Raw genomic sequence first — 23957 nt, forward strand, 5'->3', positions numbered from 1 at the left:
TCAATGCAGCTTCGCCACGATCGCCGCCGCCAGGCGCCGCAGATGAGCGGCCGCGATCTCGGTCGACACGGCTTCCCGCTTCAACAGTTCGATCCAGACAGCCGCCGCCTGGGCGGGGAATCCCCGGAACTCGAGGCGGACGGCCGTCGAAACGGACACGTCGGCGTCCTCGAGGAAGGCGACGGTGAGGGCGGCTTCGCGCTTGTCCGGGCCGGTCAGCCTGACGTCCGCCTGGGAATCGCCGCCGAGGAGCCGGACGTCGGCTAGGGCCCAGGTGCCGGTCGAAACGCCGGGTTCGTCGGCAATGTCCCTGGACGTGAACGACTGAGGAACGCGCGATATCGTCAGGGTTTCGAGCCGGCCGAGCCGGTCGGTCAGGCGGGTGACGGGAAGGGCGATCGAGACCGTGCGCATGAGAGCCGATGAGGCGTCGAACTTCTCCTCGAGGGCAATTTTTGCTTCCAGAGCGGCATTTGCCTGTTCCCTTGCCGAAGCTCCCTCTTCGAAATCGATGATATCGGCACCTTTATTGAATTTGCCGCCCCTGGTGAGTCCGATGCGCTTTTGCACGTCCATGGCTTCCGACATGTCCGGAGCCGTAACGGGAGCCGGTGCCGGCATCACGACGGGCGTCGGGGGGGGAGGAGGAGCGGCCGGGCCGGAACCGGACGGTTCGGGCGCCGGGCGTATCTCGGCCTTCGCCCGGAGCACCTTTTGAGGCGCAGCCTGGGCCATGTGCTGCATGTTCACGGCCCCGACCTGCTGCTGGTGGCGGGCTTCGAGGTCGAGGCCCTGCGGCATCTCCTCGAGCTTCGCCTGACTTGTACCCGATGCGAGGCCTTCGATGCTGTTCATCAGAACGGTGACCCTGGCGCCGGCCGGCAACGTAACCTCGCTGTTCGTTCCGAAGTGGACGAGGTTCACGGTCGTATCGGCGCCGACGTCGAGACCGGTCTTCTCGGGAATCGTCTCGCCCAGCAACGGCGTCCAGGTTGCATCGTCGAGAGTGGCTGTGCAGACCTTGTTTCCATCGATTGCCGAGATCAGCGCGGCGTCCCCCGCCCACGCGGCGAACGAGCCTGCCGCCGCGGCGAACACGAAGATCCGGAGCGCGTGTCTGAAGGTGAAGGTTCTCATGATCGTTCTCCTCTGCCGTGAACCGGGTTGCTCCCGGCCCGCCCGATGAGGGCATACAGGCGAATCGACTGTTCCCGGCCGCGAATCGGCTTCTCTTCGAGGAAGCGCCATTCGAAGGCCCGGCCGGTCAGCTTGACGTGTGTCTCGCTTGCAATGATATCCGTTCCGTACTCCTTGTTCAAGCTTTCGAGCCGGGAAGCGGTGTTCACGGTGTCCCCGATCGCCGTGAACTCGGTTTTCCGAATCGAGCCGATGTTGCCGACCAGGGCCGGTCCCCCGTGGAGCGCGATCCCGATCTTCAGGACAAACGGATCGACCAGCCGGCGGATTTCCTCAGTCCGGACGAACTCCCGCATCCCGAGGGCGGCGTCCGTCGCGCGGATGGCGTAGTCGGGCGTGTCGAGAGGCGCGTTGAAGAACGCCATCAGCCCGTCTCCGAGAAACTTGTCGACCACGCCGTCGTGCCGGAGGATGATCTCGGTCAGCCCTTCGAAATACCGGTTCAGAAATTTCACGACCTGATCGGGAGACCTGTTTTCAGAAAACGTGGTGAAACCTCGGATGTCGGAGAACATGACACAGACCTCGCGGCGGGTTCCGCCGATGAACGAGTCGGGCGACTGCTGTAATATAGAAGATACGATAGAATCGTTCACGTATCTGCCGAACAGCTCGCGCACTTTCCGGCGGCCTTCCTCGGCGCGCCGGTACATCCAGAGGGCGGCGAGGGCGCTGCCGCCAATCAAGAGCAGCGTGGGGCGTGCGAAGGGAAGCAGATGGCCGGCCTTGAACGATTGGGTGACGAGGACGAACCAGGCGGGACTCCCGAGCAGGGTCAGCAGAAGGCCGCTCATGAGGCTTCTTCCCCATGCCGCCGTCATGAGAAACAGCAGAACGGCAAGCGCCGTAGGCTCGAACCACACGGGAGGCTGCCGAAGAAAACGGCGATTGACCAGGTTTTCGATGATGTTGCCGTGCAGTTCGATGCCTGACATCAGCCCCGCGGCCGTCATCTTGACGTCGGCGATCTCGATGACGCCGACCAGCAGCGTTTTGCCGGCGAAACGCGCAAGCCGTTCCGGGTGCTCGCGAACATCCGCCAGGACGTCCTTGAAGGATTCGATCGGGATCGTGCCCGCGGGGCCGGCGAAATCGATCAGGGCCTCGCGCTCACCGTCCGCATCGGCGAGCGGATGTCCGGCGGCGGTGGGAGTACCGTCCCCGGCGACGGCGAACAGGCCCGGCCGACTGAGACTGGCGACGACGAGGTCGATCGAGGGCAGCAGACGGTTCGTCGAGGGCTCGCGCCCGTACAGGACGGCGGACCGAATCGAGCGGTCGGGGTCGGTCGAGACGTTGAAGAAACCGACCTGGCCGAAGGGGACGGAACGAAGCAGAGCGTCCTCGATCGTCAGCGGCTGTCCCTTTTCCCAGGTGTACCCGAGCACGATGCGCAGTCCCGCCCGGCCTGCGGTCAGGACGGCTTCGCGGAGGGGCTGGTCGAGGCTGAACTGACGTAATATATTGGATGGTATTTCAAAGCCGCGGTCGGCGAAAAAACGGCCGATATACTCTCGCAGAGCAAGGTCCGATCCGGCTTTGAAGACGATGTCGAGCAGGACGGTCGAGGCCGACGCCTGGGCAATACCCTTGAGGAACTCAGCATACAGGGGGTTCCAGAGGTAGCCCGGGCGCTCGGCGGCGCGCACCGAGGCGTCGTCGATGCCGACGATGACCAGGTCGGACAGGGGCGCCCGCGGGCCGCGCCAGGCGAACCGCCGGTCGATGCTCCAGCGTTCCAGGTCGGCTACGGGGGGCAGCCACAGCAGGGCGGCGGCGAGGACGCAGAACATCAGCGCCAGCGTAGTCCGTGAAAGGGTCTGCATCGTCATCTCCATGGGTGATTGCGTGTGAATAAGCGTATCACACGCTCATCCGCCTCGCCATGTTTCTGTAGAAACGGGTTTTCAAGCCCGCCCGACCTTCTGCCATGGCTCTATTTCCAGACTTCATGTGGAATTTCGTGCAGGATTGCGGCGGTGTGCTATCATGGCGGCGGTCGCCGTTGCATTTCACGCCGAAACGGGCGGCCAAGGAGGAACAGGAATGAGCCTGCGAATAGACGATCACCCCATTCTGTCATTCAAGAAGGGGAAAAAGGTATCGTTCACGTTCGAGGGAAAGAAGATGGAAGGGTTCGAAGGCGAGCCGATCGCCGCGGCCCTGCACGCAGCCGGCGTCCGGCTGCTTCGGCACAGCCCGCACAAACACCGGCCGCGCGGATTCTTCTGCGCGATCGGCCGTTGCTCGAGCTGCATGATGGAAGTCGACGGCGAAGTGAACGTCATGACCTGTATCACGCCGTTGAAGGAAGGCATGGTCGTGAACCGCCAGGAAGGCCACGGGGTGATCAAGCCATGAGCAGAAAGACGGAAATCCTGGTCGTCGGCGGCGGACCCGCCGGCCTTTCCGCCGCGATCGTCGCGGCCCAGCTCGGTTCGAAGGTGCTGCTCGTGGACGACAACCCGAACCTGGGCGGCCAGCTCGTGAAGCAGACCCACCGGTTCTTCGGCAGCAGTGCGCGCGACGCGGGCATCCGCGGCTTCACGATCGCCGAGGAGCTTCTGAAACAGGCGGCCGAGCTGAAAAAGAACCTCACGATTCTGCTCAACACTTCCGTCGTCGGCTTCTACGGCGACACCGAAGCCGGCATTCTCTCGCCGGAACGGTATGAGAAAGTCACGTTCGAGCGCGTCATCGTCTGCACGGGCGCCGTCGAGAACAGCCTGAACTTCGAGAACAATGACCTGCCCGGCGTCTACGGTGCTGGCGCGGTCCAGACACTGATGAACGTTCACGGAATCAGGCCCGGCAACAAGATCCTGATGGTCGGCTCCGGCAACATCGGCCTGATCGTGAGCTACCAGCTGATGCAGGCCGGCGTCCAGGTCGTGGGCCTCGTCGAGGCGATGCAAACGATCGGCGGCTACCTCGTGCATGCCAGCAAAATTCGCCGTCTTGGCGTGCCGATCTACACCGGCCACACCATCGTCAGCGCCCTCGGGACCGAGGGCGTCACCGGGGCGCGGCTGTGCCGCGTCGACGAAAAGTTCCAGATGGTTCCCAACACCCAGTTCGACGTCGAGTGCGACTGCATCTGTCTCGCGGTCGGTCTTTCGCCGCTGATCGAGCTGTTTCAGCAGGCCGACTGCAAGATGGTTCACGTCGGCGAGCTGGGCGGCCTCGTTCCGCTGCATGACGTCAACATGCGCACCACGAACCCCCACGTCTACGTCGCGGGCGACGCTTCGGGCATCGAGGAAGCCACGACGGCGATCCTGGGCGGCCGCATCGCCGGCGCGCGCGCGACCGAGAGCGTTCGCGGCGAGAGCGCCGAAGCGGTGAAAGTCGTTTCCGACGCGCTTTCTGAACTGCGGACGCTGCGGTCCGGCTCGACCGGCGAGCGCATCCGCTGGGGCCGCGAGAAGATCGAGAAGGAGATTGCGGCATGCTGATCAACGATGGAATCATCACCCGAGAAGAACTCGCGACCGTCCTTCCGACCGACGAGCGGTTCAAGAAGGGACCTGTGGCGATCATCGAGTGCCTGCAGGATATCCCGTGCGACCCGTGCGTTTCCTCCTGCCCGTCCAAGGCGATTTCGATGAAGGCCGGCATCACCGATCGCCCGACGCTCGATGCGGCGCGCTGCATCGGCTGCGGCCTCTGCGTGCCGCGCTGTCCCGGTCTGGCGATCTTCGTTCTCGACATGACCCACGCCCAGCGCTCGGCCGCCCTTTCGCTGCCCTACGAGATGCAGCCCGTGCCGAAGGTCGGCCAGGTGGTCAAGGGCCTCGACCGAACCGGGAAGCCGGTGTGCGAGGCGAAGGTGCTCAAGGTGCTGTCGGCGAAGAAGTTCGACAGGACGCATGTCGTGACCATCGAGATCCCGAAAGACCGCGCGCTCGATGTGCGCGCGATCAGGGTGGCGTGAGGAAGGAGACCGGACGATGAAGATCGTTTGCCGTTGCCAGGACATCACCGAGGAGGAAGTGATCGCCGCCATCCGCCAGGGTGCCACGACGATCGACGAGATCAAGCGCCTGGTGCGCGCCGGGATGGGGCCCTGCCAGGGCCGCACCTGCCGCCGCCTGGTGTCGCAGATCATCAGCCGCGAGCTGAAGAAGCCCGCCGGCGAGATCTACCCGCCGACCTTCCGGCCGCCGAACCGGCCGGTGCCGTTCAAGCTGATCATGAACGAGTATGCGGAACAGCTCGAAGCCGAGAAGAAGGCCGCCGAGAAAGCGGCCGAAAAGGCCGCGAAGATCGCCGCGAAGAAAACCGCCCCGAAGGGAGGGAAGAAGGCATGAAGACTTCCTTCGACGCGATTATTATAGGCGGTGGTATACTTGGTGTCAGCACCGCGTATGAGCTGGCGAAAGCCGGCATGAAGAACATCTGCGTGATCGAGCGGCGGTATCTCGCCAGCGGCTCGACCGGCCGGTGCGGCGGCGGGTTTCGCCAGCAGTGGAGCACCGAGGCGAACACGCGGCTTGCCATCAGGTCGGTGAGGCGCCTCGAGCACATCGAGGAGGAGCTGGGCTACAAGACCGAGTTCTTCCAGGGCGGCTACCTGATTCTCTCGCACAGCGCCGAAGAAACGGCCCAGTTCGAGAAGAACGTCGCAATGCAGCGGCGGCTCGGCCTCGACGTGAAGATCGTCGACCGGGCCGATGCGAAGAAGATCAACCCCTATCTCGACGTCGACCGGATCGAGTGCGCGACCTGGTGCCCGACGGACGGCCACATCAGCCCGTTCCTGCTGACCCAAGCCTACGCCAACGCCGCGCGGCGGCTGGGCGCCGAGATCCATCTCTGGACGAACGTGACGGGCCTGATGAAGAAGAGCAACGTGTTCTTCGTCATGACCGACAAGGGAATCACCTACGAGACGCCGATCCTGTTCAACTGCGCCGGCAGCTTCTCTCGCACGATCGGGCAGATGCTCAACGTCGAGATTCCGGTCGATCCGTACCGGCATGAGATCCTCGTGACCGAGCCGGTCGAGAAGCTCTGGAACCCGATGATCATCGACTTCGGCATCGGTCTCTACGCACGCCAGGAGCACAGCGGCGGCGTCGTGATGGGCATGGGCGATCCGAACGAGCCGGTCGGCACCTTCGTCGGCAGCTCGATGCACTTCATGTTCGAGATGAGCCGCCGGTTCACGCTGCTGTTCCCGAAACTCGCGGGGCTGCGCATCGTGCGCCAGTGGGCCGGCCTGTACGAAATGACTGCCGACGCCCAGCCGGTCCTCGGCCCCGTCGACGAGGTCGAGAACTTCTACCAGGCCAACGGCTTCTCGGGCCACGGCCTGATGCTGGCCCCGGCCGTTTCCGAGCTTCTCGCCGAGCAGGTCACCACGGGGAAGACCTCCCTCCCGATCGACGACCTGCACGTTCGCCGCTTCCGCGGCAAGCGCGAGTTCCACCGCGAAAAATCCGTCGTCTGACGCCGGGTCCGAAAACGAAATCCCGCCCCCATCGTAGGGGCGGGATTTTTGTCCGTGTCTGGAAAAAAAGAATCTCGTGTCTGCTGCCTCAGGGCTTGTAGAACTCGAACCGGTGGCCTTTTCCGTCGAGCAGAATGAGCGCCACGCCCCAGTCGCCTTCGGCGGGATACCAGAGCAGCTTGACGTCGTGATCCTTGTAGTCGAACTTTTTCAGCCTCGTGAGAAAGATGCCGCGAACCGAGTCGGATGCGAATCGATCACCGTCCGACAGGAAGGGAAAACGGTTGCGGATGTCCGTTTCCTGCACGCCACGGATCAGGAAACTGCGGTGGGCATCGTGAATGATATGCTGCTCGAAGATTGGCAACGTGCATGGTTTGCCGGAAATATCCCAGAAAAGGTAATCGGGGTTCGTTAATTTATATGGTCCAAAATAGAAAAAGGCCGCGAATGCCACGATGCCGATGCAGATTGCCGTCAGAAAATACTTTTTCATGTCTTCCTCTTTCGGCAGAAACGCCGGTTTCCATGAGCCGTTTGACCGAAAGATCCCGCGTTCGGAAGGCGGATCAGCTGATCGAGCCGATCCATCCGACGAGAAGAAAGCGCGGAATGCGGCAGGCGAGGCTGGTGAGGAAGATGATGACGGGTGAAAGCCGGAGAATGCCGGCGATCCAGCAGGTGGCGCTGTAGGGAACGGGGGTGACCGCGCCGACCACGACGATCATGCAGCCGTATCGCCGGAAAATACGGCATCCGGCGCGCAGCAGGTCGTTGCCGAACCAGCGCCGGAACCGCCAGGGGCCGACCCTGCGTCCGATGGCCCAGCCCAGCAGGCCGCCGCAGGCGCTGGCCACCCCTGCCACGAGCGCGACCTGGAGCGGCCGCTCGCCGCCGAACGCCGAGCCGAAGACGAACACGTCGGGCGGGACCGGCTGGATGATGCCGTCCGCGAGAACGGTGAGAAGGAACAGGGCCGGGTCGCCCCAGACGTTCACGAGATAGGTTGCGAACGCTTTCAGGTCATCGTGAAAATGCCCGAATACCCAGAACCCGGCGATGAGACCGGCAGCCAGGAGCCATCGGGAATGGGGGATGCGCAATGGTTTCATCGGGGCGGTCCTCCGGCTGAGGGCGAGGGTTCGTCGAGGGTGTGCGGCGAAAGGCCGCGAAGGACGCCGACGAAGAAGATCATGCCGATTCCCCCGGCGAAACCGTTGTTGTACAGGTTCAGCCAGCCGTGAATCTCGCCCAGATGCATGGCCAGCGGCAGGTGCAGCATGCCGGCGGCGAGACCGGCGAACGGGCCGAACCGGCCGCAGAAGGGGGCGACGGTGCCGGAATACAACGCCGCGATGACCGGACCGGGATCGCCGGGAGACCAGATCTTGGGAAGGCAGATCAGATACAGTCCCACGATCGGCGGCAGGATGTTTCGCGGATGCTTTCCGAGGCCTCCGAACGCCGTCATCGCCGTGATTGCGGCGAACGTCGGGCCGTTCACGGGGCCGCCGACGAAGTCGAGATAGGCGAGACCGCAGCTTCCGACCAGGGCCATGTTGAAGAAGGCCGGGCCCAGGCCGCCGACCTCGACAAAGTTCGAGGGCAGTCTGCCGGTTTCCGAAAGAATCGCTTTCAGCCCTTCCGCGAGCGTCTTTCCCCGTCTCTGTGAAAGAGCGATGCCCAGAAGCGCCAGACCGGCGATCAAGATCATCAGAATGCCGTGGAGAAGTTCGGAGGAATCGGTGGCGTAGAGGTAGACGGGGGTGGTTTTCAACCCGAAACCCCGCATCAGGGTCGAGGCGATGATGCCCAGAAATCCTGCCGCCGTTCCGACGTTGTAGAGGCTGAATCCCTGGTGAAGGGTGAGAACATGGCTTGAAATGCTTGCGAGCAGAAATCCGGCGACCGTTCCGGCAACGGCGCCCCCGACCAGTCCGGCGGTCCCGAAGCCGAATCCGAAAGCGAGCTGGCTGAAGAGAGGCGCGAGGCATGTTCCGAGAAGCATGACGGGGCCGAGGTCGCGGAGAGGCTTTCCGGTGACCCGGCAGAACAGCACGACGCCGAGAATATGGGGCCAGACGTTCAGCACGTTTTTCCCGCAGAGGCCGAATGCGGGAACCATCAGGCCGCACACCAGGAGATAGCCGGAATGCTCCATGCGGATCAGCCACAGGATGGCGCTGGTGATGCATCCCAGGAACCCTGCGTTCACCAGGGCGGGACCGAGACCCCCGACGAGGGTGTAATCGGTGAGGAGAAGGCTGGGGGAACGGAGGATGCACCAGAACCCTGCCGGTTCCGTCCATGGATGGAGGGCGCTTCCGCCTCCCAGCAGGAGGAGACTGTAGCAAAGAGGGACAAGTCTGATGATCGTCTGGTCTGTCATCGGCATCGCGGTCAGGATATCACGAAAAAACCCGGAAAATACGTTCGGGTACCCTGGCGGGCTCATGGAAAATTGCTATAATGGAAAGACTTAGGAACTCACTTCACCAGGGAGGTCGATCATGTTCCAATATCTCAGAAAGCCTCTTCTCGCGGCCTGTATCGCCGGGTTGGTCGCGTGTGCCGCGGATGCCCGCACGGCTCCGACGACGGTGTCGACCGACAACGATCCCCTGCACGACGATGCGTTCACGATCTGCACGCCCGTCACCACCGGAAGCGGCATCATTACCGGAACGCTGGGGAAGATGCTGAACATCCCGAAGACCGTCAAGATCAACGACGTCGGCTTCCTGTTCAATGCCCTCGGCATGGATGCCATTCAGGTCACGGCCGGGAGCCCCAAGGGATACCATGCGACGACCGTTCTGCCGTATCTCAAGGGCAGCAAGGAGATGCAGGACTCGCTGAAACTGCGCCGGACGGCTCGCCAGCTGAAATTCCAGCTCGTCAGCAAGATGCTCAAGAATCTGCCGGAAGACAAACTCACGGCCGATCAGAAGCAGGCGATCACCACCTTCCTGTCGCAGCAGGCCGGCTCTTCGCTGGTCGTGCTCGAGAAGTCGCCCATGCCTTCCTTCGTCCCGACTCCCGGGCCGTGCATGATTCCGCTCGGCATGGAGCGCGTCGAGGCGAAGACCGGCAAGCGGCTCGGCCTCGAGACGTCCGGCATCTGCGTGCTCGACATCGAGTCCGACGGGCAGAAGCTGTTCTCGGTGAGCGACGCCCTGAACAACGACACGCTCGATCTCGTGCTCGCCCACGAGAACGCGCACGGCATCATGTTCGACATGTACGGGCGGGCGTTCGGCGCCATCCAGCGCATCTCGACCAACGGCCACGACGCCCCATACATCACCGATCTCGGCATGGCCTTCATCGAGGGCTGGGCCGAAGCGTTCGAGGCCGTCTACGGCCCGGCGAACCCGAAACTCGCCGAAAAAGATCGCAAGAAATATAATATTTCAGAGTTTTTATATGGCCGCCAGGATCCGATCCGGCGCGATCGGTACATCTGGGCCCGGCCGACCGGCAAGAAGACCGGCGTCCTCAAGAACGGCCTGCAGCTGGTTTGCACCGAAGGCGTCGTGGCCGGCCAGTTCTACGACATCCTGACCAGCCGCGCCATCACCGCCGCCTATGAAAAGTGCATCTCCGTCATGCTGCTCACTCAGCCCGAAAGCTATCCCGCTTTCGTCCGCGAGTTCGTGAAGATGTATCCGGACGACAAGAAGGTTCTCTATCGCATCCTTCTCGAAGGGCTCAATTACGTGACGATGGATCGCCAGGCGGCGCCGCTCTACAAGGCCTACTACGAAGCGAAGCTCGCCTACGTCGCGAAGAAGCTCGACAAGGACGCCTTCGAGAAGGCGAAGCAGGCGTTCGTCTCCTTCAAGGAGGACCTGTTCGAAAAAGCCATGAAGGGCGCCGATCCGTTCGCAAACGTCGGCCCTGAGCTGTGGTTCTCCGGCGCGCTGAAACTCGAGGGCGAGAAACGCTCCGGCTCGGCCGAGACCAAGCTGAAGCTGGCCGCGAAGTTCGGCGGGAAGAAGGACAACGTCTGGAACTTCAACATGGATCTGAACACCGTCTCCGGAAAGATGCTCGTCGCCCTCGGCGCCACCCCGGAAACGGCCGCGAAGATCATCGCCGACCGCGAAGCAAAGGGCTTCTTCACCGGCAGCCCGCTGAAAATTCTCGAAAGCGCTCTTGGCGCCGAGTTCAAACAGGTCATGGAAAAAAGCAGCCTCAAACCCTATCAGCCCGCCAAGCCCGGCGACTCGACGAAGCAGCTGACCACGCTGTATCCGGAAGACTTCGACCAGATGCGCCTCAGCGGCGACAACTGACGGAAAGAATCACGATCCCCAGATGACGCAGATGGCACAGATTCATCCAGCAGAGTTCAACAGAAAATCCGCGTAATCTGCAACATCTGCGGATGCTCTTCCGAAGCGTCAGAACGCAGAGCATAAAAAAACAACACCCCCGGAGGCTTCCGGGGGTGTTCCATTTCGGTCGGGTTACTCTTCGGGGTTGGGGAGATCGGGGTGGGGCGAATCGTCGGTGATGGGCATCATGAAGTTATCGGGCAGTTCCTTTTCCTTGAAGCCCTTCAGACGCACGGCCGTGCCGTTGCAGACGACCATCACATACTTGCCCATGAACTCGTGGTAATCGACATCGACGCCGACGATCGCGTGCGCGGCGAGGGTCTTGCCCTCCTTGATCATTTCGACAAGGGCGACGTTTTTGACGGACTCGAGTTCCTTTTCAAAACTCTCCACCCGTCTTCCCACCAGATCCTTGAAACCTGCCGCGATGTTGGCCAGCGTGCCGACGCCGAAAACGGCTTCGCCGGTGACGAGGCCGAGATATTGTTCGATGACGTGTCCGTCGATGTTGTCGGTCGTTGTGATGAGCATGCGTTCCTCCGCTTCACGAATGCATCAGAGCATCCATCGTGTCTGAGCATGGTATTACGCCTTGTTCGGAGCCGAATGAATGGCGCCCTGCATGCAGAGCTGCTCGATCTCGGCTTCATACTGCCGGATGCGGAAATCGACGGCGTTCAGGCGGTCGATCTCTTCCCGGCACTTCTTGGTGATGGCATCCTCGAGCGATTTTTCTTCCTTGCGCAGCGCCTCGATCGAGTTGGTGAGCAGCGTCACCCGCATGCGCTGCTCCGCTGACAGCGGCAGGTCGCCGGTGGAATCCTTCTTCCGGAACAGAGGGATCACGACACCCATGCAGGCCTCCTTTTGAACGGTGAGATTTGAACGGTTCGTGTCTTCTTATCGGCGACATTCGGAAGATCGTTGAGCGAAATCGATTCCCGTTCCCGGTTTGCCATGGCGTGACGATTCGGTTACAATTTGGGCCATGTCTGAACAACGATCGCCCCGGGAAGCGGGGCGCGGAGCTTTGAGGGGCTATGCCTGGCTCGTCTTCGCCGGCGGGGGCGCCGTTCTTCTCGCTCTGGGCGTCATGCTCGGCGAGCCCGCGAAAATCTTCGAGAAGGCCACTGCGATTTGCCTGCAGTGCATCGGCATCGGATGAGCGAGCGACGAACGATGGTCCAGGCGGTTTCCACCGTCCTGACGAACGGCTACCTCAGGGGCTTCGTCACCGGGAACATCTATACCGGGCCGTTGAAGCACGTCTGCGTGCCCACCCTGAATTGCTACAGCTGCCCGGGAGCGTTGTTCGCGTGCCCGGTCGGCGCCGCCCAGGTCGTGCTGGCCGGAGGCGGCGGCTTCGACCCGACTGCGCCGCACACCATCTGGACGAAACTTTCGGGCATCCTGTCAGGCGCGCCGATGTTCGTTGTCGGGTTCCTGACACTGCTGGCAGCGTTCGTCGGGCGGGCTTCCTGCGGCTGGGCCTGCCCCTTCGGCTGGCTGCAGGACCTGGCGCATCGCATCCCCGTTCCCTTCAAAAAGCGGAACGCCGGCCCGGGATTCCTCCGATACGGAAAATACCTGGTTCTTCTCGTGATGGTCGTGCTGATGCCGTTGTTCGTCGTCGACCGGTTCGGATTCAGCGAACCGTATTTCTGCAAGCTCCTTTGCCCGGCAGGCACGCTGGAGGGCGGATTGATCCTGCCGCTTCTCCAGCCGGATCTCCGCGGCATGCTCGGCCGGCTCTTCGCCTGGAAGACGTTCGTCCTGGTCGTGTTTCTCGGCCTGATGACCGTCTTCCGACGGCCGTTCTGCAACTGGGCCTGCCCGCTCGGGGCCTGGCTCGGGCCGTTCAACCGCGTCAGCCTGTACCGGCTCGAACTCGACGAGGATCGATGTATTCACTGCGGCATGTGCGCGAAGGTCTGCCCCGCCGGTCTCGATGCCGAACGGGAACTCGATACGGCCGACTGCGTCCGATGCCTCGAATGCGTGAAAACGTGTCCGAAACTGGCGATCTCGACCATGGGCCCGGGCCTTGCCGGAAAATCCCCGTGTGATCAGATCCGTTCGCATGGGTGACGCTGATTTTTTCGAAACACTTCCATAAAAGGAGACATCTCATGAAACGAATTCTCTCGCTGCTCGTTCTCATCATTGCCCTCGCCGTCCCGGGATTCGCGGCTGATTCCGGCCCGGCTCCCGATTTCACCCTCAAGGGCCTCGACGGGAAGGACCTGACCCTCTCCTCGCTCAAGGGAAAAGTCGTCATCATCGACTTCTGGGCCACCTGGTGCCCGCCCTGCCGCGAAGAGATCCCCGGATTCATAGAACTGTACAAGAAATACAAGGACCAGGGCCTCGAAATCATCGGCGTCAGCGTCGACAAGGACGAGAACAAACTCAAGAAGTTCGTCTCCGATAACGGCGTGAATTATCCCATCGTCACCTTCACGAAGGAAGTGACGGAAGCCTACGGCGGCATCCAGTCGATTCCGACGACGTTCATTCTCGATCATCAGTTGAACATCGTGGGCAAGCACGTCGGCTTCGTCGAGACCGCGGCGTTCGAAAAGGAGATCGAGCCTCTGCTGAAGGCTGCCGCTCCCGCTCCGGTCGCGGCCGAGCCTGTTGCCGCCCCGGCGACCGATGTCGAGCCGATCGCGCCGACGGACGTGATTGCGGTGCCCGAAGCTCCTGCCGACGCCGGTCAGGAAACGCCTGCCCCGTCAGAGACCCCCGCGCCCGCGGCCGAACCCACCCCTGCGCCCTGATTTCGTGAATTGACCTGTACGGTGGCGGCCACCCAAAAACGGTGGCCGCCATTTTCATCGGAGGACCGAACCATGCCCGGAATCGATCTGAAAGAGCTGCAGGCCCTGTATGCCCGGGGAGTGAACATCATCGAACACCTCGAACGGCAGGGGGTCGACCGTCATACGGCCGTCGAAATGAGCTACGATCTCCAGGCCGGCTCATACATCGAGATCATCCGGACCACCCATGCGGAGTATAGTGAAAAATATACGACTGAGATCGCCTCCCTCATCGACGGCCTTGGTGTCGGCGTCGCGTCTCTGCTCGAGGCCGGGGTGGGAGAGGCGACGACCCTCGCGAACGTCGTGAAGCGATTGAAAAAACGGCCCCCGCACGTCTCCGGCTTCGACATCTCCTGGTCGCGAATCAAATATGCATATAAATATTATTCATCCGTCGCGGGCGGGTCGGCGAGTTTCTTTCTCGGCGACCTCTTCCGGATTCCGTATGCCGACGATTCGATCGATGTCGTCTACACATCGCACTCCATCGAACCGAACGGCGGCCGTGAGGCGGAGGCCCTGGCGGAGTTGTTCCGCGTGGCGAGGAAATACCTCGTCCTGTTCGAGCCGTCCTACGAGATGGCGACCGACGAGGGAAAGGCGCGCATCGAGCGCCTGGGATTCATCAGGGGGCTGCCCGAGGCGGCGAAAAAGCTTGGATATTATATCAAAGAATACAGATCCGCGTCCGTCTCGGCACGGCCGTCGAACCCGACGGCGATCCTGGTGATCGAAAAAAACGCCTCGGCCGTTTCCGGCCCCGCGCCCGAGTTCGTGTGCCCGGTGGGAAAGGGGCCACTGGCGAAAATTCCGGGCGGCTACTGGTCCGAATCATCTCTCCTGCTGTATCCCGAGTTGGACGGCGTGGCATGCCTGACCCCGCGCCACGGCATCGTCGCAACGCATTACGCCGATTTCCACGACCACCGGCCGACCTGAGATTCCCGGAAAAACAGCTTCGATACAGAGGCATAGGGGCGGGTTTGAAACCCGCCCCGGTGACGCAACACTCGTCAAACAAACACTCTCAGCGCCTCGCTCTGCTCCGAGTCAGCGCACGACGACGTTGTCGAGCCAGAGGGTGCCCGTCGCGGGGATCGCGCCCGCGAACTTGATGCCGATGCTTCTGACGAGGGCCTTTTCTTCCGGCTGGAGCTGATACACGGCCTTGAAGCCGGTCGCCTGCCAGAGATTCGGTTTCGTCATGAAACCGCGTTCGACGAGACGCCTGGAGAGGGGATTTCCCGCTTCATCGAGAAGTTCCACCAGGAGGCGGGCGCGTATCTCGCCCGAGCCGTTGAACTGGAACGAGCCCTGGAGTTGCTGCCCTTCCTTCAGTGAGGAAACGGGGATCGGCGGGAGTTCGACGGTCGTTTCGCCCGCGTCGGTTCCGGTGATGCGCAGGGAGGCGTAGCCGGTTTTCGGCTGGCCGAGATCGCGTGCCGCCTGGCCGGCCGGCGCGACGACGCCGCGCGGAACGCCGTTCCCGTCGCCATACTCGAAATCGCCGTTGTCGACGAGATTCTCGGTTTTGGGCGCCGTCGCACGGCGGAGGCGCAAATCGTCGAACCAGACCTGGCCCCTCGAGATCGGACCGTTCTGGAGCAGGACGCGGATGAACGCGGCGTCCTTCGGCAGGTTCGCGCCCGGGGCCCCGTTGCCGGAGAACGTGCCTTCGACGGCCTGCCATGAGGTCGAAACCGTGGCGCCCGAAAGCACGGGCCAGATAAAGCCGCGCAGGCGCTTTGCCTTATCGTATACCTCGGCGCCGACGCTGACTTTCGCGGCGCCGTCGCTCGAACGCATCCAGCCCGACAGCACATACGCTTCGGACGGATTGACCGCGATCATCTCCGAGACGACCCGCACGGGCCGAAGATGGGACTCGGGGGTCAGGCAGAGCGAACCGCGGCCGGTGACAGCCTGTTCCCGGTCGAAGGCAACGTTCCCTTCCTTCACGGTCCAGGCGTCGGGCGTGCCTTTTTTCGCGAGGTCTGTCTCGAAACTGCTGTTCTGAAGCAGATTTTCCGGGGTGTCCGAGAGGATGTTGAACGAAAGCGTCAGATCGGCGGCGGCGAGCTGTGTCGCCGGAACGCCGGGCGCGGCTGAGAGGGCGGTGGAACTGCCGGGGGCCAGCGAGACGAGACGGCTCTTGGCCTTCTCGACGCGGTCCTGGGACGGCGGATGGGTGCTCAAATACTGCATGAGACCCTTTTCACCCTTGCCGAACTTCTGGACGAACTTTTCCCAGAGGACGACCTGACCGAGCGGATTGAATCCGGCGTTCGTGAGGCGGGTCTGGCCGATCTCGTCGGCTTCGTACTCGTCGTCGCGCGAGAATTTGAGCATCGTGAGCGCCCCGACGACCTGGCCCCAGGTGTCGCGGTCGCGGCCGCTTTTCACAGCCTTCTGGAGCAGCAGCTGGAATGCCGCGTTCTGCCGCAGTTGCTTGAGGGAGTGACGCCGCTCGGCGTGGGCGAGCTCGTGAGCCAGTACCGCCGCCAGTTCGTCGTCCGAACCGATGAAATCGAGCATGCCTTTATAGATGTAGATGTTGCCTCCGGGAATGGCGAACGCGTTCACGGTGCTGTCGTTCAGAACCGTGATGTTGTAGTCGAAGCCCCTGTCGCGGAACTGGCCCTTGACGCGATCGAACACCGAGCCGACCCAGCGATTGGCCTCGGGATCCTTGTATTTCTTGCTGGTCAGATTGATGAACCATTTCATTTCCTGCCCGACCCGCTTCTCGGCTTTCGTGTCGCCCGTCAACCACAGCATCATGTTCACCTGCTCGTACGTCTGGTATGCCTTGAGCAGGTCGCCGAGAATATTGCGGGCTTCCGCTGCGAAGGGGGTTCCGAACAGAAGCGAAGCCGCAAGCGCCGCTTTCAATGTAAACCGTTTCATATACAACTCCTTTGAGCCGTGGCTGCTCTGGCAGCGAGGAATGACCTCCCTATTATCCGACACCCCCTTGGCGCCTGTAAAGAGTCCCCGAGCGGTCCGCCCGGAAGGGTCACTTCATGCAACGCACCGGTGGGCCATCAGATTGACGAAAAAAAGGCTTCGGTTCTCACGGACTCCGGGGACGGCGTTTCATGATCACGGTGTCGATGCCGGCCAGGTTTTTTCCGGCAGCCTCGGCATCGGTGAAGCCGAAGTCGGTGAAGAGCGCACGGGCGCTCGTTCCGGATGCGATCCCTGCGGCAAACGTCTGCACGAGGATCTCCGCCGTCGAATCGAGTTCCCGCATCGCCGTTTCCATCAACAGGCGCCCGATCCCCCTGCCGCGACAGGCTGAGGAGACGGCCAGCCAAGCAATCTCGTTCCTTTGACGATTGAGCGCGATGATGCCGCCGATCGTTCCTCCTTCGGTTTCGCCGCAGAAGGCGCTCTCGTCGAGAATGACCTGCCGGATGCCGTTGCGAAAATCGTCGCTGTCCGCCATGGGGCCGAACAGCGGCTCCACCTCGCGCGCCAGCTCCAGCCACGCGGGAATGTCCCCGGGTTTCACCAAGCGTATCACGCCAGAATCCTTTTCAAAACGTTCGACGGCGGGCCGTTCATTTGTCCCTGAATGACTTCTTGGCGGTTTTCAGAAATTTGCCGAAGTCGCGGTCTTTCTTGCGTTTTTCGGCGTGGGAGAGTTGATGGAACTCCGACTCGTGGCACAGCTTTCTATAGTTATCGAAATGCTCGCTGCTGAGATTGCCCGATTGAACGGCTTCGCGAACGGCGCAGCCGGGCTCGCCCGTGTGGGTGCAGTTCCGGTACCGGCAGCCGGAGGAAAGGCTCGCGATGTCGGAATACCCGCTCTCGATGCCGTTTTCCGCGCTGCAAACGCCGAACTCGCGCATGCCGGGGTTGTCGATGACCAGCGCACCGCCGTCGAGACGGATCAGCTCGCGCCGGACCGTCGTGTGGCGGCCCTCGCCCGTTCCGCTCACGGCCTTGGTCTCCTGCCTGCCGCGGCCGACGAGGTGGTTGATCAGGGTGCTCTTGCCCACGCCGGACGAGCCGACGAAACAGTAGGTTCTTCCGGGTTCGAGCAGCTGCTCGAGGGCTGCGAGGCCATCCCCCGTCATGTTGCTCAGTGTCGAAACCGGGGCGGTGATACCGGCGGCACGGATGTGCGCCAGCTGGCCGGCCAGGATGTCCGGGCCGACGAGATCGGTCTTGGTGAGCAGGATGTGCGGGACGGCCCCGCCGTCCATCACCATGACGAGGTAGCGCTCCAGCCGGTTGAGATTGAAGTCGTAGTGGCAGGACTGGACGATCACGGCGCAGTCGATGTTCGCGGCGATCATCTGGGAGTCGCCCCCGGAGCCTGCCGCCCGCCGGCGAAGCGCAGTCCTGCGCTCGAGCAGGGCATGGATCATGCCGAAGTCATCGTTTGGCTGTCGTTCCAGACAGACCCAGTCGCCCACGCACGGATGCTCGTGGGGCAGAGGATGCCGGTGCAGAAAGCTTCCCGACAGCTTCGCGCGGAAAGGGCCCGCCGGGTCGACGAGCAGCAGCTGCTCGCGATCGACCGCCGCCACACGGGCTATCGCCATCGTCGGCTTGCCTGCCGCTTGCGTTTCAAACCAGTCGCTCCACCCGAGAATCTTCAACTCGTCGTGATTCGTGCTCATCTGTCTCGTTCTATCGCTTGCCGCAATCGTTCCTGGAAAGGATCGCCGTGGATTTGATTCAGTATATCACTCGCCGTCAAGCAAATCCCAGTCAGGGCCGCGGGGATCAGAAATTCACACGTTGAATGCGGAAGCGGGTTTATTGAGTCCTGCATATCAAAAACCAGCTTCGTGTCTCCGTTCGTGCTGAGCTTGTCGAAGCACGAACAGCCACTTGCCGATGGTTCCTCATTTCGCTCTTCGACAGGCTCAGGGCGAACGGTTGGTTCTCATTCTGCAGGACTCAATAACATATGAGACGAGTAGTAAAGCCATGTTGCTACCACCTTCCGGAGAAGAGCATGATGAGATGCTTTTGAACCACGGCCCGGCAAAAAAGAACGTCGGAAAACGGTATCAGACTGCTGAGTGAGAAGTGCTGGTTGGGGTGCGTCGATCTTGATTCGGCGAGCCCTTTTTGCTAGACTTGCTTACCCGCGCGGGGATGGAGTTCCCCGATAACCGCCTTGAACGGCTAATGACTCCTGGTGGCTTGATGACCACCGGGAGTTTTTTCGTTTTGGGCCGAAAGGTGAGGTGTTGCTATGAGTTTTGAGAACGATTCCATCCCTGAAAAGTTCGCTGAAAGCACGGAAGGTCAGAAACCCGGGGAAATGTCTATCGATTCTGAGGAGGGGCTCTCCGATGCGGAGGCGCAAACACGCCTGGCCCGGGCTGGTTTCAACGAAATCCGGGAGGAGCCGGCCGGTCTTCTTCAAGGGATTCTGAAGCGCCTCTGGGGCCCAATTCCCTGGATGCTCGAAGCCGCACTCGTTTTTGAGGTGGCCCTGGGAAAAGTGGCCGGCCCGGCCTTGATCGCCGTCTGGCTGCTTTTCAGCGCGATTCTCGGAGGAATCCAGGAGCGTCGCGCCCGGAACGCGCTGGACCTCCTTCGCAGCCGCCTGGAAGTAAACTCCCGGGTTCGCCGCACGGGACAGTGGCGGCTTCTGCCTGCTCGGGAGATCGTTCCCGGCGACCTCGTTCACGTCAGGATGGGGGATATCGTCCCTGCCGACATGAAGATCCGGAACGGTACCGTGGAGGTCGATCAGTCCGCACTGACGGGTGAATCCGGCGCTGTTCCCCGTTCATCCGGTGAGACAATTTACTCGGCGTCCACCGTCCGTCGCGGCGAAGCTTCCGGAACGGTCATTGCAACAGGAATCCACACCTACTTTGGACATGCAGCGGAGTTGGTTCGGACCGCCAGCCCGGCAGGTCACCTCGACAAGCTCCTTTTCACCGTGGTCCGGTATCTGGTAAGCATCGATGCCGTTCTGGCCGCGATTCTCGTCGCGGCAGTCCTTTGGAGCGGGTCTCCCTTGCTTCCGCTTCTGCCCTTTTTCATGGTTCTCGTGATTGCAACGGTTCCGGTGACGATGCCTGCCGCCTTCACAGTTGCCAATGCGGTTGAGGCGCGTGCGTTGGTGGATGAGGGCGTTCTCGTGACCGGATTGTCGGCCCTTCAGGAAGCGGCGACCATGGACGTTCTTTGCATCGACAAGACCGGCACGCTGACGAAAAACAAGGAAAGCCTCGCTACCGTCCTCCCTTTCACCGGTGAGTCTGAAAACGAAATTCTTGCCTGGGCCGCCGCCGCCTGCCATGAAGCGTCCCAGGGGGCCATCGAACGGGCCATCCTCGAAGTGGTCAAAGCCCGGTCGATCCCCTCGCTGACCCGGACGAAGTTCGTCCCGTTCGAGCCTGCGAACAAGTGCTCCGAGGCGTTTGTCGACAGGGATGGACAGACGATCCACGTGATACTGGGCTCTCCTCTGGTGATTCAAAAACGTTCGAAGCCGGAGTCCGAACTCCAGGAAAAGATCGACGCTCTGGCCGCCTCCGGTGCCCGCGTCCTCGCAGTGGCGGCTGGCCCCGCAGGTCACCTGGTCGTGCGGGGCCTCCTGTCGTTGGCCGATTCGCTTCGTGACGATGCGGCGGTACTGGTAGACACCCTCCGCCAGCTTGGCCTCAAGGTGATCATGGTTACCGGGGATACCAGAGCTACTGCCCAGGCGGTCAGTCATGCCGTCGGCCTCGGAGACCGTTTCGGCCTTGCGGAAGATGCCGTGAACAAGCCGCTCGAATACGATGGCTTCGCCAATTTCTATCCCGAGGAAAAATTCCGTCTGGTACAAGCCCTTCAGCGTTCCGGCCGGATCGCGGGAATGACCGGGGACGGCGTGAATGACGCCCCCGCGCTGAAACAGGCGGAAGTCGGCATCGCCGTTCAATCGGCCTCGGATGTTGCCAAGGCTTCCGCGCAGATCGTTCTGACGGTTCCCGGGCTGCAAGGCATCGTTTCGGTGGTTTCGGGTGGCCGGCGGGTGTACAGGCGCATGCTGACCTGGACGATCACGAAGATCTCCCGAACGGTGGAACTCGCGGCACTGCTGACCTTTGGCTATATCGCCACCGGGTTCTTCGTGACCCCTCTGGAATTGATCGCCGTGATCGTTGTCCTGAACGATATCGTGACGATTACATTAGCGACCGACCGGGTTCATGGCTCTTCCACCCCCCGGCAATGGAACGTCCGGGAAATCGCCAAGATCGGTGGGGTTCTTGCCGGAGGGTGGCTGATCCTCGGATTCGCCCTTCTGTGGGTAGCGATGAACGTTCTGAAACTGCCCACTCCCCAGGTCCAGACCCTGGTTTTCGTCTTCCTCATGTATTCCGCGCAAACAACGATTTACATCAACCGCGTTCCGGGGCGATTCTGGTCGGAGGCCCCCAGTCTCTTCGTCGCCGTCGCAACGATTGGCAATGCCGTCTTGGCATCCATCCTGGCTGCTTGTGGCATTCTCATGGCTCCGGTTCCTCTCAGTCTGCTGGGGGGAACCTTTGGTGCCGTCATGGGCGCCACCGTCCTGCTCGACCAGATAAAGATCTCGGTGTTCCAAAAGACGGGGCTTCTGGGAAATCCTGAGCCTTCGGACGGAGGTTTCCAGCAACGTAGCCATTGAGGCTGTTTTCAGACGATCGAGCCCCGGGAAATGAAGGATGCCGGGCGGTGATAATGTTTCTTCGAATATATATCTTTGAGATTATACTCTGGACTGCTTCGTCAACGTTCGAAAAGCTACGAAACCCGTAGAAACCATTCCTGGAGAGCCGTAGACCGGCCGATCAGTGCGGCAGATGAGAAACCGGCCGCGTGAAGATCGGCCAGGGCCGGCTCGGCGACGTCGGGGGAGATCAGCATCAGCAGACCTCCCGAGGTTTGCGGGTCGAGGGTGAGCATGCGATCGGCCTGGGAAACTCCGCCGTCGAAGACGGCTGCTTTCTCGACATACGCCTGGTTCCGGAATACGCCTCCGGGGATGCAGCCGAGTTCGAGCAATGCGCGCGCGCCCGGCAGCGCCGGCAGTCGGGCTGCCTCGAACTCGAGTGTGATGCGGCTGGCGCGGGCGATATGAAGCGCGTGGCCGAGCAGGCCAAAGCCTGTGACGTCGGTGGCGCAGGTCACGCCGTATTTCTGCATGATCTCTGCCCCGGCCCCGTTGAGTTGTTTCATCGACTTGAGCGCCGTGCGGTACTGGGCAGGCTCGGCTTCTCCGACCCGCTGACCCGCCACCAGAACGCCGGTTCCCAGCGGTTTTGTGAGAATCAACGCCTGACCCGGTCGTCCTTTGGAATTGGCGATCACGCGCGAGGGGTGAACCACGCCGGTAACGGCCAGCCCGTATTTCGGCGGCGAATCGGCGATCGTATGACCGCCGACGATCACGCCGCCGGCTTCGACGACCTTCTCCTGCCCGCCTCGCAGGATCTCGCCAAGCACCTCCATGGGAATGCCGGCCGCGGGAAACATGACCAGATTCATGGCCGTCAGCACCTGGCCGCCCATGGCGAAAACGTCGCTCATGGCGTTGGTGGCGGCAATCTGGCCAAATTCATACGCATCTGAACAGATCGGCGGGAAAAAATCGGTCGTTTCGATCAGCGCGATATCGTCGCTGACCTGGAAAACACCGGCATCATCACAAGTGTCGAGGCCGACCAGCAGTCGCCGGTCAGAAGGGGCGGGGAAGCGGCGTAACGCCTCGACCAGCAGATCGGGAGCCAGTTTCGCCGAGCAACCGCCTTCCCTGACGGTGGTGAGCAGATCGAACGACACGCCGTCGCTTTGCGAACGTGCCTGGATTCCCAGTGATGCGATAATCTCGAGAGCCCGCTGCGTATCGGCCTCTCCGAGTTGCAGGCACATGCCGCAATCGGAGGCGATATATTTCGGCGTGGCGATCACCTGGAGGGCGAGATTGGCCCGGCGGCAGGCCTCCTCGGCCTTGATGACCTCGCGGGTGTTGCGGAACAGCAGCAGGACGGTTTTCATGCGAGAATCTCCCGCAGGGCGCTCAGCAGAAACTCGAACTCGGCGGGCGTGTGAAGACGGGACGGTGCCAGCCGGACCGCGCCCGAAGGGAACGAACCCAGCGTCTGGTGGGCGAGTGGCGCACAGTGCAGGCCGGCCCGAACCTCGATGCCGAACCGCTCGCTGAGTCGGGTGGCGATGACGGACGGATCGAGCCGATCGTGCCGGAACGAGAACAGGTTCCCCTGCCGCTCAGGATCTGCCGCGCGAAGCATGGTCACTCCCGGAAGCCCGGCCACGGCATCGATGAAGGCCATGTATTCCTGGCGGGTGTGGCCCGGGGCCGGCGAATGCTCGACGGCCGCCAGCAGGCCGAAGATCCCGGCGATGTTGCCGGTGCCGGCCTCGAAGAGATCGGGGGCGAACGCGGGCATGGCCGTGCTTTCCGAGACGCTGCCGGTGCCGCCGTAGACGAGGGGTTCAACCTCTTCGGGCCGCCGGATGAATACGCCTCCGGTGCCGGTTGGGCCCAGCAGGCTCTTGTGGCCCGTGAAGGCCACGAAGTCGAGCTTCCAATCGTCGATGCACAGTTCCGTCGCTCCGGCCGACTGGGCGGCATCGACCAGCAGGGGAATCTCGCCGCATGCCTCGCGAATATCCTTCAGGGGCTGGATGAGACCGTTCACGTTGCTCTGGTGGCTGACGACCAGCAACCGAGTGCGCGGCGTGAGAACGCGGCGAATTTCGCCGACCCGCACCAAGCCGTCCGGTTCGGCGGGCAGCGTCCGCCAGACGATGCCCCGAAGCCGCTGAAGAGCGGCCAGAGGCCGCGTGACGGCGTGGTGCTCGAGCGGCGAGACCAATACCTCATCGCCCGTTCGCAGGAAACCCTGCAAAACGAGATTCAGACCGGTCGTGGCGTTGGGCTGGAACGCCAGGCACTCGGGCCGGCCGATGCCCAGCAGCGCGGCGAGACGGTCCCGGGCGGCTTCGAGCGTGCGGCTGACCTCGACCGCCCGCGGATAGGCGCTGCGGCCGTACGGCCCGCCCAGTTCCGCGAGATATCGACTCACCGCCCGGGCAACCTCGGGCGGTTTGGGAAACGAAGTCGCGCCGTTGTCGAAATATTTATTGATATACAAAGAGGCTTCC

General features: G+C 62.2%; 22 protein-coding genes, 1 pseudogene and 1 riboswitch. Of the genes and pseudogenes, 11 read left to right on the top strand and 12 right to left on the bottom strand.

The window, feature by feature from the left end; genetic code table 11:
- Positions 1 to 1137: a hypothetical protein gene (locus PLU72_03400; protein HOT27210.1), complete on the bottom strand. Its 1137-nt coding sequence runs from the start codon at positions 1135 to 1137 to the stop codon at positions 1 to 3.
- Positions 1134 to 3023, bottom strand: a complete 1890-nt coding sequence (locus PLU72_03405) for an adenylate/guanylate cyclase domain-containing protein (protein ID HOT27211.1) — start codon at positions 3021 to 3023, stop codon at positions 1134 to 1136. Before PLU72_03405 ends, PLU72_03400 begins: the two co-directional genes overlap by 4 nt.
- Before the next feature lie 220 nt (positions 3024 to 3243).
- On the opposite strand from PLU72_03405, the gene PLU72_03410 reads away from it, so the two are divergent.
- From PLU72_03410 to PLU72_03430, 5 genes and pseudogenes are all read left to right on the top strand, one after another.
- Entirely contained in the window at positions 3244 to 3558 is a 315-nt protein-coding gene (locus PLU72_03410; GenBank protein ID HOT27212.1) for a (2Fe-2S)-binding protein, read from the top strand.
- Entirely contained in the window at positions 3555 to 4652 is a 1098-nt protein-coding gene (locus PLU72_03415) for an NAD(P)/FAD-dependent oxidoreductase (protein HOT27213.1), read from the top strand. Before PLU72_03410 ends, PLU72_03415 begins: the two co-directional genes overlap by 4 nt.
- Positions 4646 to 5131: a 4Fe-4S binding protein gene (locus PLU72_03420; GenBank protein HOT27214.1), complete on the top strand. Its 486-nt coding sequence runs from the start codon at positions 4646 to 4648 to the stop codon at positions 5129 to 5131. Before PLU72_03415 ends, PLU72_03420 begins: the two co-directional genes overlap by 7 nt.
- A gap of 16 nt (positions 5132 to 5147) precedes the next feature.
- Positions 5148 to 5411 (top strand): annotated as a pseudogene (locus tag PLU72_03425) ((2Fe-2S)-binding protein).
- Between the two features lie 92 nt (positions 5412 to 5503).
- Positions 5504 to 6649 (top strand): FAD-binding oxidoreductase, encoded by a 1146-nt coding sequence (locus PLU72_03430; protein HOT27215.1) that lies wholly within the window; start codon positions 5504 to 5506, stop codon positions 6647 to 6649.
- 88 nt (positions 6650 to 6737) lie between these two features.
- Here the strand turns inward: PLU72_03430 and PLU72_03435 are convergent, their stop codons facing one another.
- The 3 genes from PLU72_03435 to PLU72_03445 all read right to left on the bottom strand — a co-directional run bounded on the left by PLU72_03435 (position 6738) and on the right by PLU72_03445 (position 9038).
- Positions 6738 to 7145 carry a hypothetical protein gene (locus PLU72_03435; GenBank protein ID HOT27216.1) on the bottom strand — a complete coding sequence of 136 codons (408 nt, stop codon included), beginning with the start codon at positions 7143 to 7145 and terminating at the stop codon, positions 6738 to 6740.
- A 73-nt stretch (positions 7146 to 7218) separates the two neighbouring features.
- Positions 7219 to 7761, bottom strand: a complete 543-nt coding sequence (locus tag PLU72_03440; protein ID HOT27217.1) for a VTT domain-containing protein — start codon at positions 7759 to 7761, stop codon at positions 7219 to 7221.
- Entirely contained in the window at positions 7758 to 9038 is a 1281-nt protein-coding gene (locus PLU72_03445) for a DUF1576 domain-containing protein (protein ID HOT27218.1), read from the bottom strand. The genes PLU72_03440 and PLU72_03445 overlap by 4 nt, the downstream gene beginning before the upstream one ends.
- Before the next feature lie 121 nt (positions 9039 to 9159).
- Here PLU72_03445 and PLU72_03450 point away from each other — a divergent pair, with 121 nt between their 5' ends.
- Positions 9160 to 10947, top strand: coding sequence for a hypothetical protein (locus PLU72_03450; GenBank protein ID HOT27219.1), 1788 nt, complete (start codon positions 9160 to 9162; stop codon positions 10945 to 10947).
- A gap of 174 nt (positions 10948 to 11121) precedes the next feature.
- Here PLU72_03450 and PLU72_03455 read toward each other — a convergent pair whose 3' ends face one another.
- On the bottom strand, positions 11122 to 11523 hold the full coding sequence (locus PLU72_03455) for a YbjQ family protein (GenBank protein ID HOT27220.1): 402 nt from the start codon (positions 11521 to 11523) through the stop codon (positions 11122 to 11124).
- Positions 11524 to 11577: 54 nt separating this feature from the next.
- Positions 11578 to 11847, bottom strand: coding sequence for a hypothetical protein (locus PLU72_03460; GenBank protein HOT27221.1), 270 nt, complete (start codon positions 11845 to 11847; stop codon positions 11578 to 11580).
- 133 nt (positions 11848 to 11980) lie between these two features.
- Here PLU72_03460 and PLU72_03465 point away from each other — a divergent pair, with 133 nt between their 5' ends.
- From PLU72_03465 to PLU72_03480, 4 genes are all read left to right on the top strand, one after another.
- Positions 11981 to 12157 (top strand): CD1871A family CXXC motif-containing protein, encoded by a 177-nt coding sequence (locus tag PLU72_03465; GenBank protein ID HOT27222.1) that lies wholly within the window; start codon positions 11981 to 11983, stop codon positions 12155 to 12157.
- On the top strand, positions 12154 to 13080 hold the full coding sequence (locus PLU72_03470; protein ID HOT27223.1) for a 4Fe-4S binding protein: 927 nt from the start codon (positions 12154 to 12156) through the stop codon (positions 13078 to 13080). The genes PLU72_03465 and PLU72_03470 overlap by 4 nt, the downstream gene beginning before the upstream one ends.
- A gap of 41 nt (positions 13081 to 13121) precedes the next feature.
- Positions 13122 to 13772, top strand: a complete 651-nt coding sequence (locus tag PLU72_03475) for a TlpA disulfide reductase family protein (protein ID HOT27224.1) — start codon at positions 13122 to 13124, stop codon at positions 13770 to 13772.
- Positions 13773 to 13844: 72 nt separating this feature from the next.
- Positions 13845 to 14756, top strand: a complete 912-nt coding sequence (locus PLU72_03480; protein ID HOT27225.1) for a class I SAM-dependent methyltransferase — start codon at positions 13845 to 13847, stop codon at positions 14754 to 14756.
- Positions 14757 to 14867: 111 nt separating this feature from the next.
- Here the strand turns inward: PLU72_03480 and PLU72_03485 are convergent, their stop codons facing one another.
- The 3 genes from PLU72_03485 to rsgA form a co-directional block, all read right to left on the bottom strand.
- Positions 14868 to 16724, bottom strand: coding sequence for a M48 family metalloprotease (locus PLU72_03485; protein ID HOT27226.1), 1857 nt, complete (start codon positions 16722 to 16724; stop codon positions 14868 to 14870).
- Positions 16725 to 16890: 166 nt separating this feature from the next.
- On the bottom strand, positions 16891 to 17343 hold the full coding sequence (locus PLU72_03490) for a GNAT family N-acetyltransferase (protein ID HOT27227.1): 453 nt from the start codon (positions 17341 to 17343) through the stop codon (positions 16891 to 16893).
- A 37-nt stretch (positions 17344 to 17380) separates the two neighbouring features.
- Positions 17381 to 18451 carry a ribosome small subunit-dependent GTPase A gene (gene rsgA / locus PLU72_03495; GenBank protein HOT27228.1) on the bottom strand — a complete coding sequence of 357 codons (1071 nt, stop codon included), beginning with the start codon at positions 18449 to 18451 and terminating at the stop codon, positions 17381 to 17383.
- A 471-nt stretch (positions 18452 to 18922) separates the two neighbouring features.
- Positions 18923 to 18985: riboswitch (Fluoride riboswitch) on the top strand.
- A gap of 119 nt (positions 18986 to 19104) precedes the next feature.
- On the opposite strand from rsgA, the gene PLU72_03500 reads away from it, so the two are divergent.
- Positions 19105 to 21456, top strand: coding sequence for an HAD-IC family P-type ATPase (locus PLU72_03500; GenBank protein HOT27229.1), 2352 nt, complete (start codon positions 19105 to 19107; stop codon positions 21454 to 21456).
- 116 nt (positions 21457 to 21572) lie between these two features.
- Here the strand turns inward: PLU72_03500 and selD are convergent, their stop codons facing one another.
- A complete protein-coding gene (gene selD / locus PLU72_03505) occupies positions 21573 to 22826 on the bottom strand; it encodes a selenide, water dikinase SelD (GenBank protein ID HOT27230.1) in 1254 nt (417 codons plus the stop codon).
- Positions 22823 to 23947, bottom strand: a complete 1125-nt coding sequence (locus tag PLU72_03510) for an aminotransferase class V-fold PLP-dependent enzyme (protein ID HOT27231.1) — start codon at positions 23945 to 23947, stop codon at positions 22823 to 22825. Before PLU72_03510 ends, selD begins: the two co-directional genes overlap by 4 nt.
- Positions 23948 to 23957: the final 10 nt, after the last annotated feature.

It is taken from the genome of Candidatus Ozemobacteraceae bacterium (genome assembly GCA_035373905.1).
Taxonomy (GTDB): Bacteria; Muiribacteriota; Ozemobacteria; order Ozemobacterales; family Ozemobacteraceae; genus MWAR01.

Excerpts from the sequence above, each read along its gene's own strand:
- PLU72_03400 (HOT27210.1), bottom strand. The coding sequence starts at position 1,137 with ATGAGAACCTTCACCTTCAGACACGCGCTCCGGATCTTCGTGTTCGCC.
- PLU72_03405 (HOT27211.1), bottom strand. The coding sequence starts at position 3,023 with ATGCAGACCCTTTCACGGACTACGCTGGCGCTGATGTTCTGCGTCCTC.
- PLU72_03410 (HOT27212.1), top strand. The coding sequence starts at position 3,244 with ATGAGCCTGCGAATAGACGATCACCCCATTCTGTCATTCAAGAAGGGG.
- PLU72_03415 (HOT27213.1), top strand. The coding sequence starts at position 3,555 with ATGAGCAGAAAGACGGAAATCCTGGTCGTCGGCGGCGGACCCGCCGGC.
- PLU72_03420 (HOT27214.1), top strand. The coding sequence starts at position 4,646 with ATGCTGATCAACGATGGAATCATCACCCGAGAAGAACTCGCGACCGTC.
- PLU72_03430 (HOT27215.1), top strand. The coding sequence starts at position 5,504 with ATGAAGACTTCCTTCGACGCGATTATTATAGGCGGTGGTATACTTGGT.
- PLU72_03435 (HOT27216.1), bottom strand. The coding sequence starts at position 7,145 with ATGAAAAAGTATTTTCTGACGGCAATCTGCATCGGCATCGTGGCATTC.
- PLU72_03440 (HOT27217.1), bottom strand. The coding sequence starts at position 7,761 with ATGAAACCATTGCGCATCCCCCATTCCCGATGGCTCCTGGCTGCCGGT.
- PLU72_03445 (HOT27218.1), bottom strand. The coding sequence starts at position 9,038 with ATGACAGACCAGACGATCATCAGACTTGTCCCTCTTTGCTACAGTCTC.
- PLU72_03450 (HOT27219.1), top strand. The coding sequence starts at position 9,160 with ATGTTCCAATATCTCAGAAAGCCTCTTCTCGCGGCCTGTATCGCCGGG.
- PLU72_03455 (HOT27220.1), bottom strand. The coding sequence starts at position 11,523 with ATGCTCATCACAACGACCGACAACATCGACGGACACGTCATCGAACAA.
- PLU72_03460 (HOT27221.1), bottom strand. The coding sequence starts at position 11,847 with ATGGGTGTCGTGATCCCTCTGTTCCGGAAGAAGGATTCCACCGGCGAC.
- PLU72_03465 (HOT27222.1), top strand. The coding sequence starts at position 11,981 with ATGTCTGAACAACGATCGCCCCGGGAAGCGGGGCGCGGAGCTTTGAGG.
- PLU72_03470 (HOT27223.1), top strand. The coding sequence starts at position 12,154 with ATGAGCGAGCGACGAACGATGGTCCAGGCGGTTTCCACCGTCCTGACG.
- PLU72_03475 (HOT27224.1), top strand. The coding sequence starts at position 13,122 with ATGAAACGAATTCTCTCGCTGCTCGTTCTCATCATTGCCCTCGCCGTC.
- PLU72_03480 (HOT27225.1), top strand. The coding sequence starts at position 13,845 with ATGCCCGGAATCGATCTGAAAGAGCTGCAGGCCCTGTATGCCCGGGGA.
- PLU72_03485 (HOT27226.1), bottom strand. The coding sequence starts at position 16,724 with ATGAAACGGTTTACATTGAAAGCGGCGCTTGCGGCTTCGCTTCTGTTC.
- rsgA (HOT27228.1), bottom strand. The coding sequence starts at position 18,451 with ATGAGCACGAATCACGACGAGTTGAAGATTCTCGGGTGGAGCGACTGG.
- PLU72_03500 (HOT27229.1), top strand. The coding sequence starts at position 19,105 with ATGTCTATCGATTCTGAGGAGGGGCTCTCCGATGCGGAGGCGCAAACA.
- selD (HOT27230.1), bottom strand. The coding sequence starts at position 22,826 with ATGAAAACCGTCCTGCTGCTGTTCCGCAACACCCGCGAGGTCATCAAG.